At 71.8% G+C, this 18,431-nt stretch carries 12 protein-coding genes; 4 read left to right on the top strand and 8 right to left on the bottom strand.

The window, feature by feature from the left end; translation table 11 throughout:
* The first annotated feature begins 631 nt into the window (after positions 1–631).
* Positions 632–979 (top strand): hypothetical protein, encoded by a 348-nt coding sequence (locus tag CLV68_RS22845; protein WP_425454878.1) that lies wholly within the window; start codon positions 632–634, stop codon positions 977–979.
* Between the two features lie 54 nt (positions 980–1,033).
* On the opposite strand, the gene CLV68_RS22840 is transcribed toward CLV68_RS22845, so the two are convergent.
* Positions 1,034–1,705 carry an HNH endonuclease gene (locus CLV68_RS22840; RefSeq protein WP_246010061.1) on the bottom strand — a complete coding sequence of 224 codons (672 nt, stop codon included), beginning with the start codon at positions 1,703–1,705 and terminating at the stop codon, positions 1,034–1,036.
* Positions 1,706–1,866: 161 nt separating this feature from the next.
* Between CLV68_RS22840 and CLV68_RS22835 the strand changes: the two genes are divergently transcribed.
* The 3 genes from CLV68_RS22835 to CLV68_RS22825 are packed head-to-tail and all read left to right on the top strand — an operon-like array spanning position 1,867 to position 4,962.
* The gene (locus tag CLV68_RS22835) at positions 1,867–2,880 is read left to right on the top strand and encodes a mechanosensitive ion channel family protein (RefSeq protein ID WP_121392976.1); all 1,014 of its coding nucleotides are present in this window, start codon (positions 1,867–1,869) and stop codon (positions 2,878–2,880) included.
* A gap of 16 nt (positions 2,881–2,896) precedes the next feature.
* Positions 2,897–3,310: a globin gene (locus CLV68_RS22830; protein ID WP_121392975.1), complete on the top strand. Its 414-nt coding sequence runs from the start codon at positions 2,897–2,899 to the stop codon at positions 3,308–3,310.
* 59 nt (positions 3,311–3,369) lie between these two features.
* Positions 3,370–4,962: a glycoside hydrolase family 13 protein gene (locus tag CLV68_RS22825; RefSeq protein WP_121392974.1), complete on the top strand. Its 1,593-nt coding sequence runs from the start codon at positions 3,370–3,372 to the stop codon at positions 4,960–4,962.
* Between the two features lie 14 nt (positions 4,963–4,976).
* On the opposite strand, the gene CLV68_RS22820 is transcribed toward CLV68_RS22825, so the two are convergent.
* The 7 genes from CLV68_RS22820 to CLV68_RS22790 all read right to left on the bottom strand — a co-directional run bounded on the left by CLV68_RS22820 (position 4,977) and on the right by CLV68_RS22790 (position 18,353).
* Positions 4,977–5,609 (bottom strand): DUF8010 domain-containing protein, encoded by a 633-nt coding sequence (locus CLV68_RS22820; RefSeq protein WP_092777400.1) that lies wholly within the window; start codon positions 5,607–5,609, stop codon positions 4,977–4,979.
* Positions 5,602–6,033: an acyl-CoA thioesterase gene (locus CLV68_RS22815; RefSeq protein WP_121392973.1), complete on the bottom strand. Its 432-nt coding sequence runs from the start codon at positions 6,031–6,033 to the stop codon at positions 5,602–5,604. The genes CLV68_RS22820 and CLV68_RS22815 overlap by 8 nt, the downstream gene beginning before the upstream one ends.
* 97 nt (positions 6,034–6,130) lie before the next feature.
* Positions 6,131–11,104: an NAD-glutamate dehydrogenase gene (locus CLV68_RS22810; RefSeq protein ID WP_121392972.1), complete on the bottom strand. Its 4,974-nt coding sequence runs from the start codon at positions 11,102–11,104 to the stop codon at positions 6,131–6,133.
* A gap of 399 nt (positions 11,105–11,503) precedes the next feature.
* Complete coding sequence (locus CLV68_RS22805; protein ID WP_121392971.1) at positions 11,504–15,838, bottom strand: diguanylate cyclase; 4,335 nt, start codon at positions 15,836–15,838, stop codon at positions 11,504–11,506.
* Positions 15,839–15,853: 15 nt separating this feature from the next.
* A complete protein-coding gene (ettA, locus tag CLV68_RS22800; RefSeq protein WP_121392970.1) occupies positions 15,854–17,530 on the bottom strand; it encodes an energy-dependent translational throttle protein EttA in 1,677 nt (558 codons plus the stop codon).
* Between the two features lie 82 nt (positions 17,531–17,612).
* Positions 17,613–17,870, bottom strand: coding sequence for a DUF7218 family protein (locus CLV68_RS22795; RefSeq protein WP_121392969.1), 258 nt, complete (start codon positions 17,868–17,870; stop codon positions 17,613–17,615).
* Positions 17,871–17,930: 60 nt separating this feature from the next.
* Complete coding sequence (locus CLV68_RS22790) at positions 17,931–18,353, bottom strand: single-stranded DNA-binding protein (protein WP_121392968.1); 423 nt, start codon at positions 18,351–18,353, stop codon at positions 17,931–17,933.
* Between the last annotated feature and the right edge of the window lie 78 nt (positions 18,354–18,431).

The raw sequence follows: 18,431 nt of genomic DNA, 5'->3' as shown, positions 1-18,431 counted from the left end.
GGAGGTGACCCTGCACACCAGGGGGATTTCGGACGGTAGGGGGACCCGGGTCACCCGCGGCACTCGCGTGACCCGCGGCACCAGGGTCACGCTGCAAGAGCGCGGAACTCGGGTGACCAGGGGAACCAGGGTCACGCGCGGCACCCGGGTGACGGCGCTGGAGTGCGGCACGCGGGTCACCCGCGGCACCCGGGTGACGAGGGGTACCCGGGTCACCTCGCTGCTCGACCGCGGCACCCGGGTGACGTCCCTGCTGGAGAACGGCACCCGCGTCACGCGGGGCACCAGGGTCACCCGCGGGACTCGCGTCACCTCGCTCGACTGCGGCACCCGCGTCACCAGGGGGACCCGCGTCACGCGCGGCACCAGGGTGACGGCGCTGGAGTGCGGCACGCGAGTCACCCGCGGCACCCGGGTTACCGCCCAGCTTGAGCGCGGAACCCGAGTCACGGCCGTATTGGAGAACGGCACCCGCGTCACCCGCGGCACCAGGGTGACTCGCGGCACCAGGGTCACCCGCGGTACCAGGGTCACGGCGCTGGAGTGCGGCACCCGCGTCACCAGGGGCACCCGAGTCACGCGCGGTACCCGGGTCACCGCACTGCTGGAGAACGGCACGCGCGGCACCAGGGTGACGGCACTGGACCGCGGCACCAGGGTCACCTCGCTCGACTGCGGCACGCGCGTCACGCGGGGCACCAGGGTCACCCGCGGGACTCGCGTCACCTCGCTCGACTGCGGCACCCGCGTGACCCGTGGCACCCGCGTGACCCGTGGCACCCGCGTGACCCGTGGCACCAGGGTCACCGCGCTGGACTGCGGCACGCGCGTCACCCGTGGCACGAGGGTCACTCGCGGCACCAGGGTCACGGCGCTCGACTGCGGTACCCGCGTCACCAGGGGCACGCGCGTCACCCGCGGCACCCGGGTGACCAGGGGAACCCGGGTCACCTCGGGCACGCGCGTCACCGCCGCCTGAGCAGAGAGCCGCCAGCAAGCCAGTACAAGCAGTACAGCCTCGGTCAGCTCTACCTCACGCGGCGGGTTCGCCCAGGTACGGCAGCCAGAGGGGGTCAGCGTCGACCACCCCGGCCAGTAACCGCCAGTGGGGCCCGCGCGGCGCGGTGGGGACCACGCGCAGGCGCCAGCCCAGTTCGGACAGCATCTTGTCGGCCTTGCGGTGGTTGCACTTGGCGCAGCAGGCCACGCAGTTGTGCCACGTGTGCGTCCCGCCCCGGCTGCGCGGGATGACGTGATCTATGGTCTCGGCGCGGCCGCCGCAGTAGGCGCAGCGGTGCCGGTCGCGGTGCATCAACCCGGCCCTGGTCAGGGGGACGCGGCCGCGGTAGGGGACCCGGACGTGCTTGCTGAGCCGGATCACCGAGGGGATCACCACGCTCGACGTCGCGGAGTGCACGGCCATGCCCGCCGGGTCACCGTGGACGACCTCGGCCTTGCCGCAGACGATGAGCACCACCGCGCGGCGCAGCGACAGCGCTGTCAGCGGCTCGAACGTGGTGTTGAGCAAGAGCACCCGGCGCCTGCCCCACGACGGTGCGGGCGGGTTCGGGACGGGGACACAGGGCGGGGCGGCCCGGGCGCGTGGCGGCAGATCGGGCGCCGAGGCGTCCGGATCCGGGCATAGCGTCGGCCCCGGCGCGTGCCCCGAGGGCGCGCCGGAGCGGGTCGGTTGTCGGTCTGGCACTCGACCACCTCCACCGGTGCTGCCTAAGTCGACCACACACCAGGCCCGGAGTGCACGTGTGTTCTGTGACGTGTCCCGGATCACCGGGCCAAATCACGGTGAACGCCGCTCGTGGACACCCGCTTCGACCGTTTCGCGGCGGCCGGCTATCGTCGGCGCCGATGACTGCCACGACCGCTCTCCTGCCCCCGGGGCCCCTGGCCCCCACCCAGCTCCCGTTCATGACGGAGCCGCCCAAGTGCCTCACCGAGGACGGCTCGTGGTGCGCCGAGGTGTGGCGGCTGACCGGCAACGAGTGGCTCGCCGCCTCGGCCGGGTGGCTGGTCGCCAAGCCGCTGAAGATCCTGCTGATCTTCGTGGTGGCGTTCGTGGTCCGGCTGATGGTGCGCAGGCTGATCGACCGGCTCACCTCGGGTGAGGGCAAGACGCCCGCGTTGCTGCGACCGCTCAAGGAGCGCGCGCCGCAGGCGTTGGGCGCGTTGGTGTCCGAGCGGCGCCAGCAGCGGGCCAAGACCATCGGCTCGGTGCTCAAGTCCCTGGTGACGTTCATCGTCTACGGGCTCGCGTTCATCATGGCGCTCGGCGAGCTCGGGGTGAACCTGGGACCGGTGATCGCCTCGGCAGGCATCGTCGGCGTCGCGCTCGGGTTCGGCGCGCAGAACCTGGTCAAGGACTTCCTGTCCGGCATCTTCATGATGCTGGAGGACCAGTACGGGGTCGGTGACGTGGTGGACGTCGGCCCGGCCAGCGGGACGATCGAGGCGGTCGGGCTGCGGGTGACGACGCTGCGCGACGTCAACGGCACCGTCTGGTACGTGCGCAACGGCGAGATCCTGCGGGTCGGCAACTCCAGCCAGGGGTTCGCGGTCGCGGTGGTCGACCTCCCGGTGGGCTACGGGGCGGACGTGGACTCGGTGATCGCGCTGCTCGGCCAGGTGATGATCGACGTGGCGGCCGAGGAGCCGTTCTCCTCCGACGTGATCGAGCCGCCCGAGGTGCTCGGCGTGGAGAAGGTGACCCCGGAGAGCGTGACCATCCGGATGACGGTGAAGGTGCGCCCCGGCAGGCAGTGGGCGGTGCAGCGGGCCCTGCGCGCGCGGGCCATGGGCGCGGTCGAGGAAGCCGGGATCCAGCCGCCGATGGGCAGGCTCTTCCCCCCGACCGCCCCGGCCTAGCGACCGGTGCGCGAGGATGGGTGTCGTGGGCACACCGTTTGACTCCGACTCCCCCACCGAGAACTTCTACGACGCGGTCGGGGGGGAGGACACCTTCCGCCGGGTCGTGGCCCGGTTCTACGTCGAGGTGGCGGCCGATGAGCTGCTGCGGCCGATGTACCCGGAGCAGGACCTCGGCCCGGCCGAGGACCGGCTCCGGCTGTTCCTGATGCAGTACTGGGGCGGGCCGCACACCTACTCCGACCAGCGCGGGCACCCGCGGCTGCGGATGCGGCACCAGCCGTTCACCATCGGCCCGAACGAGCGCGACGCGTGGCTGCGCTGCATGCGGGTCGCGGTGGACTCGGCAGGGTTGTCGGACGCGCACCGGGCGCGGTTGTGGCAGTACCTGGAGATGGCCGCGAACAGCATGCTCAACAGCTGGGTCTGACAGGGTCAAGATCACAGGTGCTGGGCGAGCCAGCGGCACCGCGGGCAGGATGGACAACCGTGCGACGATCCGCCGAGCCAGACCCCTCGGGTGAGCAAACCCCACACTGGTGGCAGCGGGCGGTGTTCTACCAGGTCTACGTGCGCTCGTTCGCCGATTCCGACGGCGACGGGGTGGGCGACCTGGAGGGCATCCGGTCCCGCTTGGGGTACCTGGAGCTGCTGGGGGTCGACGCGCTGTGGTTGACCCCGTTCTTCCGCTCCCCCATGGCCGACCACGGCTACGACGTGGCCGACCCGCGCGCGGTGGACCCGCTCTTCGGCGACCTGGCCGCGTTCGACCGGTTGGTGACCGACGCGCACGCGCACGGCATCAAGGTGACCATCGACGTGGTCCCGAACCACACGAGCGACCAGCACGCGTGGTTCCAAGAGGCACTGACAGCGCCACCGGGGTCGCGGGAGCGTCAGCGCTACCTGTTCCGGGACGGCCGGGGTGACGGGTCTCAGCCGCCGAACAACTGGGTGAGCGTCTTCGGCGGCCCGGCGTGGACGCGCGTGCCGGACGGGCAGTGGTACCTGCACCTGTTCACGCCTCAGCAGCCGGACCTGAACTGGGACGACTCCGAGGTCCGCGCCGACCTGGTCGCGACGCTGCGGTTCTGGCTCGACCGCGGCGTGGACGGGTTCCGCATCGACGTGGCGCACGGGATGGCCAAGCCTGCCGGGCTGCCGGACATGCCGGAGTACCTGCGGGCGGTGACCGGGGCGCAGGCGCACGGCGTCGACGACCCCCGGTTCGACAACGACGCGGTCCACGAGGTGCACCGGCTGATCCGCAAGGTGGCCGACGAGTACCCGGACAGCATGGCCGTCGGCGAGATCTGGGTGCAGACCGACGCCCAGTTCGCCAAGTACGTGCGGCAGGACGAACTGCACCTGGGCTTCAACTTCGCCTTGGTGGGCGCGGACTTCGACGCCGACGCGGTGCGCCGGGCGATCGACGTGTCCCTGGAGGCCGTGTCGCGCTCGTCCGCGCCGCCGACGTGGACGCTGTCGAACCACGACGTTGCCCGGCACGTGACCCGTTACGGCGGGGGCGAACTCGGGGCTCGGCGCGCGCGGGCGATGGCTCTTGTCGAGTTAGCGCTGCCTGGCGTGGTCTATCTCTACAACGGCGAAGAACTCGGTCTACCCAATGTGGACCTACCGGACTGGGCTTTGCAGGACCCGTTGTGGGAGCGGTCTGGTCATACCGACCGTGGCCGTGACGGTGCGCGGGTGCCAGTGCCGTGGGAGGGGTCAGAGCCGCCGTTCGCTTTCTCCGAGGGGACGAACACGTGGCTGCCGATTCCTGCGGAGTGGGCAGGGTTGACTGTGGAGAGACAGCTTGAGGACCCCGCGTCCATGCTGTCGCTCTACCGGCAGGCGTTAGAGCTACGCAAGACGCACGCGGGCTTCACCGGCACAGACATCGAGTGGTACGGCGCACCCCCCGGCTGTTTCGCTTACCGCCGCAAGGGCGGTGGGCTCATCTGCGCCCTCAACACCTCCGGCGCCCCGGTTCCACTGCCCCCAGGCGAGATCCTCTTGGCCTCAGGTCCCATCGACGGCACAGACCTGCCCCCAGAGACCGCCGTCTGGCTGGTCTGACGGTCCACAGAGGATTAGACGAGCAGCGGCAGGAGAGCGTGGCGGCGTCGGACCACGGCGCCGTAACGGGCATCTAGGCGCATCCAGGCGTCGGTAGCGGTGACGCGGATCTGGTCGTCTTCGTCATCGGTGAGGAAACCCATGCCGGACAGGGCGAAGAGGCAGCGGAGGGGGATCTTCACCTCTAGGCCGTCACCGGAGACCGTCAGCACTGTCTGGTCCAGGAGAGAAGCAGGCGGCGTTCCCTGAGGGCCCACGTTGTCCCGTGCGACGGCGATGCCCTTGTCCGCCAGCTCTGACACCGTCCGCGCGGGCAGCAGGTCCACGACCTGCCAGTGGCGCGTCGGGGGTAGCGCGGAACGCCACAGCATGTCGCGCGACAGGCCCGGGTCGAGGTGGTCGCCGCGGACCACGGCGAGGGCGGCGAGCAGCTCGTTGCCCGACACCGTCATGTCCGAGGGGTTGATGGTGCCGCGCGCGGTCCGGGTGGCGAGCACGTCGAACGGGGTCGCGACCCAGGCGTCGACCAGGTCGCCCTCTCGGGCGCGCAGCCGCACCACGGCCTGCTGGTCGAGGCGGACCGCCCTGGCGACGAACGCGCCGAGGTCGTCGCGGTCGGAACGGTCGGTGAAGCTCAGGTCAGGCACCATTGCCCCCGCTGTGCCAGGCGGCGAGGAAATCCCGCTCGGTGTCGGTGATGCGGCGTGGTTTGCCGCTGGTCAGGTCGTACGGTGCGAGCGTCGTCGACGCCGTTACCGCTACCGGGTCGGCCTCGGTCGGGCCGCTGCGGACGGCGTAGTCGAGGACGAAGTACGCGGCCCGGATCTCGCGAACGGACATCTCAATGCGTAAGACGCCACCGTTGGCGTAGAGCGGGGCCCGGTAGTCCACGACCAGCTTGGCCACGACCACGCCGCGGGCGAGGTCATCGGCCCCGCGCAGCGATGCCTCGTGGAAGAGCAGGTCGACCCTGGCCTCTTCCAGCAACGTCACCGTGTTGGCGTGGTTGACGTGCCCGAACACGTCCATGTCCGACCAGCGCGGCCGCACCTCGGCGACGAAGACACCCAACGACTACCCCTCCAAGCTGCCCGATCCAGCGAGTCCTCAGGCAACCCTATCTGTCCCCGGTCGCGGACCGGTTCGGCCCGCGACCAGGGGACAGGGACTAGCGGACCATGCTGCGCACCTGGCGCGCGGCCACCGACAGGGTGGCCAGGTCGAGCCTGCCGGAGGCGTGGATCTCCTCCAGCGCCGTCCGCGACCGGGACAGGCGGGACGCGTTCGCCCGCTCCCACGTCGCGATCTTGTCCTCGGCGGGCTCGCCGGGATCGCTCTGGCGCAGCACGTCGAGGGTGATCGCCCGCAACGACGAGTACAGGTCGTCGCGCAGGGCGAGCCTGGCCAGGGCGTGCCAGCGGTTCCCGCGCTCCAGCGCGCTGACCGAGGTCAGCATCTGGTCGACGCTGAGGTGGTCCGACAGCGCGTAGTACAGCTGCGCGGTCTCCAGCGGGCTGCGCTCGGACTCCAGCCCGGCGTCGCGCTCGGCCAGCTCCGACACCTCGGTGATGTCGAGCAGGCCGTACTCGTCGAGCAGGCCCGAGACCCGCTTGGCCAGCGGTTCCGGCACCCCGGCGGCGACCATCCGCTCGGCGTCCACATCGGCCTCCTCGCGGGCCCGCCCGCGCAGCAGGTCGTGCACCTTGGGCGCCAACTCGCCGACCACCCGGTGGAAGCGGCTGATCTCCGCGCCCACCGCCAGCGGCTGCGGCCGGTTCGACAGCAGCCACCGCGACGCGCGGTCGAGCAGCCGCCGCGACTCCAGCACCATGGCGTCGGTGACGTCGGTCGGCACCGCGTTGTCCAGCGCGTGGATCTCCGCCCACAGCGACCGCAGGTCGTAGACCCTGGTCGCCACCGCGAACGCGCGCACCGCGTCGGTCGCGCTGGCGCTCATCTCCTCGGCCAGCCGGAACGGGAACGAGATGCCCGCGCCGTCGACGACCTCGTTGACCAGCAGCGTCGTGGTCACCTGCCTGCGCAGCGGGTGCGCGCCGATGGCCGCGCCGAAGCGCTGCCGCAGCTGGCTCGGGAAGTACTCCGAGAGCCTGCGGGCGAACACGTCCTGGTCGGGCAGGTCGCTGGCGAGCACGTCCTCCTTGAGCGCCAGCTTCACGTGCGCCAGCAGCGTCGCCAGCTCCGGGGAGGTCAGGCCGTCGCCCGCCTTCTCCAGGGCCTTGAACTGCTCGCGCGAGGGCAGCGCCTCCAGCCGCCGGTCGAAGCCGTCCTGGTCCTGCTGGAGGTGGTCGACGAGCCTGGCGTGCACCGACAGCATCGGACCCGCGTGCGCCCGGCTGACGCCGAGCACCGCGTTCTGGGCGTAGTTGTCGGCGAGCACCAGGTGGCCGACCTCGTCGGTCATCTCGGCCAGCACCGCGTCGCGGCTCGCCCGGTCCAGCTCGCCGTCGCGGACCAGGTGGTCGAGCAGGATCTTGATGTTGACCTCGTGGTCGGAGCAGTCGACGCCCGCGCTGTTGTCCAGCGCGTCGGTGTTGACCTTGCCGCCGGTGCGGGCGAACTCGATGCGGCCGCGCTGGGTCAGGCCCAGGTTGCCGCCCTCGCCGACGACCTTGACCCGCAGCGCGGCGCCATCGACCCGGAGCGCGTCGTTGGCCTTGTCGCCGACGTCCGCGTGGTTCTCCGTGCTCGCCTTGACGTAGGTGCCGATGCCGCCGTTCCACAGCAGGTCGACCTCGGCGAGCAGGATGGCCTTCATCAGCTCCTGCGGGGACAACTTGCCGGTGTCCTCCGGCAGGCTCAACGACCGCGCCACCTCCGGGGTGACCGGGATGGCCTTGAGCGTGCGCGGGTAGACACCGCCACCCTCGCTGATCAAAGACCGCTCGTAGTCGTCCCAAGAGGAGCGGGGCAGCTCGAACAGCCGCTTGCGCTCGTTGAAGCCAACGGCCGGGTTCGGGTTGGGGTCGAGGAAGATGTGCCGGTGGTCGAAGGCGGCCACGAGGCGGATGTGCTCGGACAGCAGCATCCCGTTGCCGAACACGTCACCGGACATGTCACCGACACCGACCACGGTGAACGCCTCGGACTGGGTGTCGACACCCAACTCGCGGAAGTGCCGCTTCACCGCCTCCCACGCGCCCTTGGCGGTGATGCCCATGGCCTTGTGGTCGTAGCCGACCGAGCCGCCGCTGGCGAACGCGTCCCCGAGCCAGAAACCGCGGCTGACCGCGACCTCGTTGGCGATGTCGGAGAACGTCGCGGTGCCCTTGTCGGCCGCCACCACCAGATAGGTGTCGTCGGCGTCGTAGCGCACCACGTCCCGCGCGGGCACGACCTCGCCCGCGTCGAGGTTGTCGGTCAGGTCGAGCAGGCCCGCGATGAACATCCGGTAGCAGGCGATGCCCTCGGCCAGGTACGCCTCGCGGTCCAGGCTCGGGTCCCCGGTCGGGGTCGGCGGGCGCTTCACCACGAACCCGCCCTTCGCGCCGACCGGCACGATCACCGCGTTCTTCACCGCCTGCGCCTTGACCAGGCCGAGCACCTCGGTCCGGAAGTCCTCCCTGCGGTCCGACCAGCGCAGACCACCGCGGGCGACCGCGCCGAAGCGCAGGTGCACGCCCTCGACCCTGGGCGAGTAGACGAAGATCTCGAACCGCGGCCGCGGCTCGGGCAGGTCCGGCACCGAGCGCGGCTCCAGCTTCACCGCCAGGTACGACCGGGGGGCGCCGTCGGCGTCGCGGACGTAGTAGGTGGTGCGCAGGGTCGCCTTGATCACCGTGAGCAGGCTGCGCAGGATCCGGTCCTCGTCGAGGCTGGTGACCCCGTCGATCATCTCCGAGATCTCCGCGGTCCTGGTGCCCGCCTGCGCGTGGCGGGACTCCTCCGACAGGGCCGGGTCGTAAGCGACCTCGAACAGGCGCACGAGCGCGGTAGCGATACCGGTGTGCGCGAGCACCGCGTCCTCGATGTACTCCTGCGAGTACGGCGTGCCTGCCTGGCGCAGGTAACGCGAGTAGGCGCGTAGCACCACCGCCTGCCGCCAGGTGAGACCGCCGCGCAGCACCAAGGCGTTGAAGCGGTCCGGCTCGGCGTCACCGCGCCAGATCGCCGCGAACGCCTCCTGGAAGTCGACCCTGAGGCGGTCCAACTCGTCGGCGTCGCGGCCGTCGAGCACCGTCGGCTCGATGCGCAGGCCGAAGTCGTAGATCCACCAGCGGCTGCCGTCCTCGCGGCGCAGCTCGTACGGGCGCTCGTCGACCACCTCGACGCCCATGTTCTGCAGCACCGGCAGCACCTGCGACAGAGTGATCCCCTCGCCGGTCAGGTACAGCTTGAAGCGGCGCTCCCCCGGCACGGCGTCCTGCGGGACGTAGAACGACATCCGCAGGTCGGACTCGCCGTCCAGGCTGCGCAGCCGGTGCAGGTCGGCCAACGCCTCCGCGGCGCTGAAGTCCTCCTTGTACGCCTCCGGGAACACGCTGGCGAAGCGCTGCCCCAGCTCGGTGGCCGACTCGGACCCCACCTGCGACCCGGCCCGTGCCTGCTCGCGCTGCTCGGCGAACACGGCCTCGACCAGCCGGTCGTCCCAGCCGCGCACGGCCTCGGTCAACCGCTCCTGGATGCGCTGCACATCCGGGTCGACGTGGCGGCCCGGGTCGGTGTGGACGATGAAGTACACCTGCGCCAACGGCGACTCCCCCAGCCGCGTGCTGAACTCCAGGTTCGTGCCGCCCAACTCGTCGAGCAGCACCTCCTGCATCGCGATGCGCGAGGTCGTGGTGTAGCGGTCGCGGGGGAGGAAGATCAAGCACGAGAAGAACCGGTTGTACGGGTCGCGGCGCAGGAACAGCCGCAGCCTGCGCCGGTCGGCCAGGGCGAGCACCCCGGTCGCGGTCGCGTAGAGGGCGTCCTCGGTCGTGGAGAACAGCTCGGCGCGCGGCCAGTTCTGGATGACCTCGAGCATCCGCTGCCCCGAGTAGGACTCCAGCGGGAACCCGGCCTGGTGGATCACCTCGCGCACCCGGCGGGCCACCACGGGGATGTCCAGGACGTCCTCGTGCAGCGCGTTGCCGGTGAACACGCCGAGGAAGCGGTGCTCGCCGGTGACCTTGCCGTCCTCGCCGAAGGTCTTCACCCCGACGTAGTACGGGTAGGTCGAGCGGTGCACCGTCGACGGCGCGCTGGCCTCGGTGAGGACCAGCAGCCGCGGGGCGAGCGCGTAGGCGACCGAGTCGGGACCCGCGGTGAGGCTGCGGGCAGCGAGGCTGTCCTGGCGCAGGACACCCAGGCCAGAGGCCAGCACGGCGCGCAGAGCGGGCTCACCCTCGTCGGTGACCAACTCGTTGCGGCGGTAGCCGAGGAAGGTGAAGTGCCCGTCGGCGAGCCAGCGCAGCAACGCCGCCCCGTCGCGGACCTCCTCACCGTCGAGCGGCGGCGGGGTGGCCTCCAGCTCGTCGGCGAGCACCTTCGCCGCGCTGGTCATCTTGGCGGTGTCCTCGACCACCTCGCGCACGTCGTTGAGGACGCTGAGCAGGCCGTTCTCGATCTCCCGGGCCCGGTCGACATCGGTGATCAGGTCGACCTCGATGTACATCCACGACTCGGCGAACGCGTCGGTCGGCGGCGCGGCCGCGTCGCAGGTCGGCAGCACCTCCTTGAGGCCACCGGCCAGGTCGCGGCGCACCACCACGATCGGGTGCACCACGCGCTGCACCTGGACGCCGCGGCGCACCAGCTCGGCGCTGACCGACTCGACCAGGTAGGGCATGTCATCGGTGACGATCTGGACAACGGAGCCGTGGGAGGTCCAGCCGTCGGTGGCCGCGGCCGGGTTGAGCATCCGCACCGCGGGCCTGCCCTTGATCCGGGCCTCGCCCAGCCGCAGGTGCGAGCGGACCGCCCCGACGAGGTCGACCGGGTCGTCCCCGATGACCTCCTCCGGCGGGATGTAGCGGAAGTACAGGCGAATCAGGTCCGCGATGTCGGGCGCCTGCGTGGCCGCCCGCTCGATGAGGTCGTCTCTTGTCTGTTCCGGGCTGGTGCTGACCGGCCGCCCCACCGACGTCGAACCGTCGCCGTTGACGGCTCCATCGATGCGGGGCGGTGTACCAGTCGAGGTCATGGTGTTCCTTGGCTCCACGCTTGGCGGCACGCCGCTGTGCCGCATGCATCCCCCACATTAGTGCCGCCCGACCCCGCTTCCGCACGTCGGGACCGACCACCAGTCGCGCGTGACGTGGTGTTTCGCGAGGTGGGAACGCCGCGTTCCCACCACCGTGGCACACCGTCCACCTGCCGGTGACCCGGTGTCGCGGACCCGCCACCACCCCGCTCCGACAGTGCCCGCCGCCGTCCACCCACTGGGACGACAAATCCCGATCACTGCTCCGCGCCGCGGCCCCGGTGGTCACGCCTCGGACCGTGTGGCGGAGGAACGTTCGGGGATCGGTGAAACCTGGGTGGGTGTGGGAGGTGGCTAGGTGCCTTGCGTGCGGTGCTTCCGGGGGCGCGGGGTCCGGGGTCAGCCGCTTTCGAAGTCGGCGGGGGCCCATTCGGAGGAGCGGTGGCGGCCGCGGGGGTCGGTGGGGTTGGGGGTGCGGTCGGCGCGGCGGGATCTGGGGCGGTCGCCGGGTTCGGCGGCTCGGGCGTCGGCGGCCCAGGTGGTGCCGTCGGCGGGGTCGGGCCAGTCGGCCTGGTCGGGCCAGTGCGACTCGGTGGACAGGCGGGACCAGCGGGGGAGCTCGCCGGTGGGGTGGGTCTTGGCCGCGTCCGCGCGGGGTTTGCGCAGTTCTGCGGAGTAGTGGACCTGGGTGCCGATCGTGCGGTCGGACTCGGGCAGGGGACCGGTCGGCTCGTCGTCAGCGGCGGCCGGGGCCTCCGGCTGGGCAGGCGGCCAGGCGGCGGGCTCGGGTGCCTGCTCCGGTTCGCCGATGGTGGGGGCCTTGGGCCAGTCGTCGGTCCAGGCGGAGTCGCGGTCGTCGCCGGGCTGGTCGGGTTGGGTGGCCTTGAAGGCGACCAGCGCCTCGGCCAGCAGGTCGGCCAACCCGCTGGGGTTGGTGCGCTCCCGGCGCCCACTGGGCGTCCGCCGCCGCCGGGACGGCAGGTCGACCAACTCGGGCTGGTCGTCGTCCTCGTCCTTGGCGGTCTCGGTGGCCGCGGAGGTGGTGCGGGGTAAGCCCCGCAGCCGGGCGGCGAAGTCGATGGCCCGCCGCTCATCCGCCGACGCTGCGGGCTCGACCGTCACCTGCCCGGCCGCCCGCACCCCGCTCTCCTGCCCGACCTGCCGTGGCCGACCCGACTCGCCCCCACCTGGCGGCTCGTCCTGGCCGGAACCCGGCACCTCGACCGCGCTCGGCCCCGACGGCCCGGACCCGACCGGGAGTCCGGCTTCCAGCCCGAACGGGCTCGACGCCTCGACCCGGCTCCACGGCTCGGCACGGCTCGACTCGACCCGCGGGCTCACCTCGCCAGGTGCCGTGACCTGGGCGGCGAGGCTGGGCGGCTGCTCGACCTCCGGTGCCGTGGGGTCGGGGTCCGCAGGCGGGACCTCGTCCGGGGTGGCGGGTTCGGGGATGTCCGGGGTCTTCGGCGGTTGCGGGATCTGCTCCGGCTCCCGCGGCTCGGTCCCGGGGACCGAGGCGTGCGCCCAGCGCGGGTCGTCGGGATCGGGCTCCAACGAGGACGGCAGCATCGGCGGGGCGGGCAGATCGGTACCGACGAGGGCGTTGGGGTCGTAGTAGTAGTCGTCCCCCTCCGGCGCCCTGCGCCTGCCGCCGCCCTCGACGGTGACACCGAACCGGCTCAGCACCGAGTTGACCCCGGCGCCAGCGTCCACAGTGGACTTCACGGGGGTGTCGTCCGCCTTGGCCCGACGAGCGGCCCGACGCCCGATCGCGCCTGCCCGGGCGGCGGGTTCGTCCGCCGCGGGCTCCTCGGGATCGGTGGTCCGCACGGTGTCCACGGCCCAGCGCCCCTGCGCCGACTCCGGCTCGGTGGACGCGTCGGCCGCCGTCCGCGGGCTGGTCGGCGCGGGGATCACCGGTGCGGGCGGGAGCACGGGAGCGGGCGGGGTGGCGGGGATGGTCGGGTTGTCGTCGGCCAACGACAGGTCGGGGGTGGCCCGCGCGTCGTCGATCACGCCGGAGTCGTGGCGTGCCGGGCGGATCGCGCGCACGGCCTTGTCGGTCAGCGGGACCGTCTTGGCGGTGGTCGGCGACCTGCGCAGCCGATCGGTCCGCCGCAGCACCGCGGGCGGCGGGCTGGCGGGCTCCGGCACCGTCAACGCGGTCCTGGCGGCGAGCAGCAGCGCCTCGATGCCCTCGTGCGGGCCGTCGACCGTGCCGGGCAGCGCCGCGACACCGGTGCTGATGGTGAGTTCGTGCCCCTGGTCATCGATCAGCCACTGGGCGTCCGGCGCGGTCTCCCGGATGGCGGCGGCCAGCGCGGCCGCCTCGGCGAGGGTGGTCGACGGCAGCAACACCGCGAACTCCCCGCGGTCCGACCGCAGCAACTCGGCGTCGGACGGCGCCAGGTCCCGCACGTGGATCGCCAACGCGTTGAGGGTGACCTCTCCCCCCACCGGCAACGGCGGCTCTTCGGGCTCGACCGGCTCGGCGGTCCCCTTGGGCCACACCCGAACCAGCGTCACCGCGAACATCTCGACCGGCGTCGCCTCATGCCGCGTCGGCGCTACCTCGTGCCGCGTCGCCGACGCGTCCTTGCGCCCCTCAGCCTCTCGCCGCTTCTCCCGCCGCGACCCGGCTCCACGCAAGACGCCGTCTTGCGGCACTTCCGCGCTCGACGAGTCGGGCACGGCCTCCTCGGACGAACCCGCAGCGAGCGGTCGACCCTTCGAGCCCTTGCCATCCGACGCCCTGCGCGAACCACTGCCCTGCCCAGCCTTGCGCCGGTCAGCAGCGGAGCGATCTTGCCGGGCGGCTGGCTCTTGCCGAGGCGCCGCGGGCTCTTGCCCCGCCTGACCAGGCAGGGGTGGTGCGTGGCTCACTCCCGCAGCGGCATCCGAACCGTGCTCACGCGCCGTCGAGTCCGGCTGGGCCACCACGGTCGGCACCGCACCGTGCCCGAGCACGCCGTGCTCGATCACCTCTTGTCTGGCCTGCCCCGGAGCATCCGTCTCGTGAGCCACGGTCTCGTTCGGCACGCCGCCACCCGGTCCACCGCCGCTCAGTCCACCGCCACTCGGAACAGCACTGCTCGGCACGTCATCGGTCTGCCCAGCGCTGCTCGGTACCGCGCGACTCGACACAGCGCGGCTCGACACAGCACTGTGCGATGCGCCGTGGGCCGCGGTGTCGAGTGCTACCGCGGTGTCGACGACCGTGTCATCGGAGACCGCGGTGCCAGAGACCCCAGTGCCGGAGACCCCGGTGCCAGAGACCCCAGTGCCGGAGACAGCGGTGCCGGGAACGGCGGTGTCGAGGACTGCGGTGTCGGGAACCGCGCCATCGTGCGGCGCGGCCTCGTGCTTGGCCCCCGCCGAGGACTCCCCCGGCATCGAACTCCCGAGCGAGGCCAACTCCCGCAGCGACGCCCGACGCCGCGACGTCCCGGTCGGAGTTCCCCCGCCCTGGCCCGTCCCGTGCCGCGCGCCCTCACGGCGAGACTGCTCCTGCCGTGCGCCCTCGTGCCGATTCCCCTCGCGCTGAGCGCGGTCCTCGTGGCTCTTGCGACCGCCCCGCTCGACGGACTTGGTCTCCGCGGCCTCGGTCTTGACCTCGGGCGACGCGGTCGTGCGGACGGTGGCGCGCAGCAGCGAGACCACGCTCTCCGGGTCGACGACCGCACCCACCTCGGCGACCAGCAGGCCCCTGGCGGTGGACGCGGCACGCAGGTACCGGTATTCGGCGGCCCGCGCCGAACGCAGCGCGTGCAGCGCCTCGCCGGGGTGGCCCGCTTCCTCCTCGGCGTGCGCCAGGAAGGTCCACGCGTCGGCGGCCAGGGAGTCGAGACCGTGCCGATCGGCGAGGCGGACCACGTCGACCAGCATGGCGCGACCCAGTTCGGCCCGCCCCGAGGGCAGGTGGACCCGACTCGCCATGGCCAACCGGAGCCTGCCCAGCGCCAACGCGGAGGTGGCGCGGACGGGCTCACCGAGCACCGTCGCGGCCACCACGGTGGCCTCGTCGATGTCGCCGTCGTCGAGCAACGCGCAGACCATCTCCAGGACGAGCCTGGCCTTGGCGAGCCCGCCCTCGACGCCGATGGCGCTGAGCCGGGTGAGCAGCGCAAGGCCCTCACGAGCGACCTCGGTCGCCGCCTCGGTATCGCCGTGGCGACGGTGGTACGAGGCGGCCCGGACGCAGAGCAGGGCCCGTTCGAGCTTGCGCGCGTCCTCGCTGAGCGCGTCGTCGGCGGCCAACAGTCGATCGGCCTCGGCGAGCGCGTCCTCCAGGTCGTCGCGCCGCCCGACGTGCCCGGCGCAGGCGACGAACTGGCCGAGCGCCAGCGCCCTGGTGGCCGGGGCCGCCGTGGTGGCGCGCAGCACCGGCCGCAGCAGCTCGCTGCCCGCGAGGGGCTCGCCGAGCACGCGAGCGCACGCGGCGAGCGCGACCCGCACGGCGGCGGCCCGTTCGACCAGGCCACCGCCGGTGACCGCGCGCAACGCGGCGAGCGCGGGCTCGACCGCCTCCGCGTGCCTGCCCAACCGGACCAGGCCGGTGCCCAGCAGCACCTGCGCCGTGGTCGTGGTCGCGGCGTCGGCGGCGCCGGAGCGCAACGAACGGTCGGCGAACTGGACCGCCAGTTCCGGCGCGCTCCACCGCAGCCGGTCGGCCGCGGCCACGAGTGCCGCGCACTCGGCCGCGTCCGCCGCCGGTAACTCGTTCCAGGCCGCCACGTCGCCGCTCCCCGTCTAGTCCCGGGTGAGCTTGCGGTAGGTCACCCTGTGCGGTCGAGCGGCATCGGCGCCGAGCCGGTCGACCTTGTTGCGCTCGTAGCCCTCGAAGTTGCCCTCGAACCAGAACCACTTCGACGGGTTCTCCGGGGTGCCCTCCCAGGCCAGGATGTGCGTGCAGGTGCGGTCGAGGAACCACCGGTCGTGGGAGATGACCACCGCGCAGCCCGGGAACTGCTCCAGGGCGTTCTCCAGCGACCCGAGGGTCTCGACGTCCAGGTCGTTCGTCGGTTCGTCGAGCAGGATCAGGTTCCCGCCCTGCTTGAGCGTGAGCGCCAGGTTCAGCCGGTTGCGCTCACCGCCGGACAGCACGCCCGCGGGCTTCTGCTGGTCAGGCCCCTTGAACCCGAACGCGCTGACGTAGGCGCGCGACGGCATCTCGACCTGGCCGACCTGGATGTAGTCGAGGCCGCCGGAGACGGTCTGGAACACGGTCTTGGCCGGGTCGATGTTCGCCCTGCCCTGGTCGACGTAGGAGAGGCTGACCGTCTCGCCGATCTTGACCACACCGTCGTCCGCCTTCTCCAGGCCGACGATGGTCTTGAACAGCGTGGTCTTGCCGACGCCGTTGGGGCCGATCACGCCGATGATGCCGTTGCGCGGCAGGTCGAAGCTGAGGCCGTCGATGAGCACCCGGTCGCCGAAGCCCTTGCGCAGCTTGTCGACCGCGACGACCACGTTGCCCAGGCGCGGGCCCGGCGGGATCTGGATCTCCTCGAAGTCGAGCTTGCGGGTCTGCTCGGCCTCGGCGGCCATCTCCTCGTAGCGGTCGAGGCGGGCCCGGGACTTGGTCTGCCTGGCCTTGGCGTTGGAGCGGACCCAGGCCAACTCGTCGCGCAGCCGCTTCTGCAGCTTCTGGTCCTTCTTGCCCTGGACCGCCAGCCGCTCGGCCTTCTTCTCCAGGTAGGTGGAGTAGTTGCCCTCGTAGGGGTAGAGCCTGCCGCGGTCGATCTCCAGGATCCACTCGGCGAGGTTGTCCAGGAAGTACCGGTCGTGGGTGACGGCGAGGACGGCACCGGCGTACTGCGCGAGGTGCTGCTCGAGCCACAGCACGCTCTCGGCGTCGAGGTGGTTGGTGGGTTCGTCGAGCAGCAGCAGGTCGGGCTTGGACAGCAGCAGCTTGCACAGCGCGACCCGGCGGCGCTCACCACCGGACAGGACGGTCACGTCGGCCTCTGGCGGCGGGCACCGCAGCGCGTCCATGGCCTGCTCCAGCTGGGAGTCGAGGTCCCAGGCGTCGGCGTGGTCGAGCTCCTCCTGGAGCCTGCCCATCTCCTCCATCAGCTCGTCGGAGTAGTCGGTCGCCATCAGCTCGGCGATCTCGTTGAACCGGTCGAGCTTGCCCTTGATCTCACCGAATGCCTCCTGGACGTTGCCCAGGACGGTCTTCTCCTCGTTGAGCGGGGGCTCCTGCTGCAGGATGCCGACGGAGTAGCCGGGGGTGATGAAGGCTTCCCCGTTGTTCGGCTGGTCGAGGCCGGCCATGATCTTGAGCACGCTGGACTTGCCCGCGCCGTTGGGACCGACCACCCCGATCTTCGCCCCGGGGAAAAACTGGAGGGTCACGTCATCAAGGATGACCTTGTCCCCGTGCGCCTTGCGCACCTTCTTCATGGTGTAGATGAACTCGGCCATGTTCGCGATCGTAGAGGCGTCGGCCCGGGCGCTTGAGCGCGACCGGGGGGACGGGGCACCCGGCGGGGCGCTCCCGAGGTGGTCAGTGGTCTCGGAGAGCGTGGACGAGCTCGTCCTTGGACATGCTCGACCGGCCGTCGATGTCGAGTTCGGCGGCGCGCTTGCGCAGGTCGTCGACGGTCCAGTCGTCGTAAGACCCGGCGCGGCCGCCCCTGGCACCGACGGTGTCCCTGCCCTCGGCGGCAGCGGCGTTGGCGATGCGCGCGGCCTTCTCCTTCGAGTCGCCCTGCTCGCGCAGCTCCCGGTAGAGCTCTTCGTCCTTGATGCTGGGGTTGGGCATCGGGGGCCTCCGTCCTGGTTCAGCGGCAGAGGTGCCCTGGTCGCCGACGCGGTAAACACCTCAGGCCGCCAACGCGGCAGGCGCGGGCCGGTCGAGCTGGGTGAGCGGCTCGGCTGGCCCGGTCCACTCCTCGTGCTCGATGGCGACCTGCTGGAACACGAGGTCCGCGCCGATGGAGCGCGCGTCGACCTTGGCGTCGAACCGCTGCTTGTCGCCGTTGTCGTACTGGCGCAGCGAGAGCTTGCCGTGCACGACCACGCGGGCGCCGGAGCGCAGCGTCCTGCTGACCGCCGCGCCGAGGGTGTCCCAGCAGTTGACGGTGAAGTACATCGGGTTGGCGTTGACCCAGGTGCGCTGGTCCGGGTCGTACCGGCGTTCCTTGGTGAACAGCCGGAACCGCACGAGGTCCTTGTCGTCGCCGTAGCGGCGGTGGGTGACCTCGCCGGTGACCCGCCCGACCAACGTGATCATGGTCTCGTTCATCTCGCCCTCCTGGTCCGTCGTGGTGACAGGTCCAGCTTCTGGTGGGCGGCGGGTGGCCGTCGAGAGCGGTCGACCGAG

The sequence above is a fragment of the Actinokineospora cianjurensis genome, assembly GCF_003663795.1.
Taxonomy (GTDB): domain Bacteria; phylum Actinomycetota; class Actinomycetes; order Mycobacteriales; family Pseudonocardiaceae; genus Actinokineospora; species Actinokineospora terrae.
The sequence above is the reverse complement of the archived record's forward strand: the minus strand, read 5'-3'. Positions and strand labels throughout refer to the sequence as shown.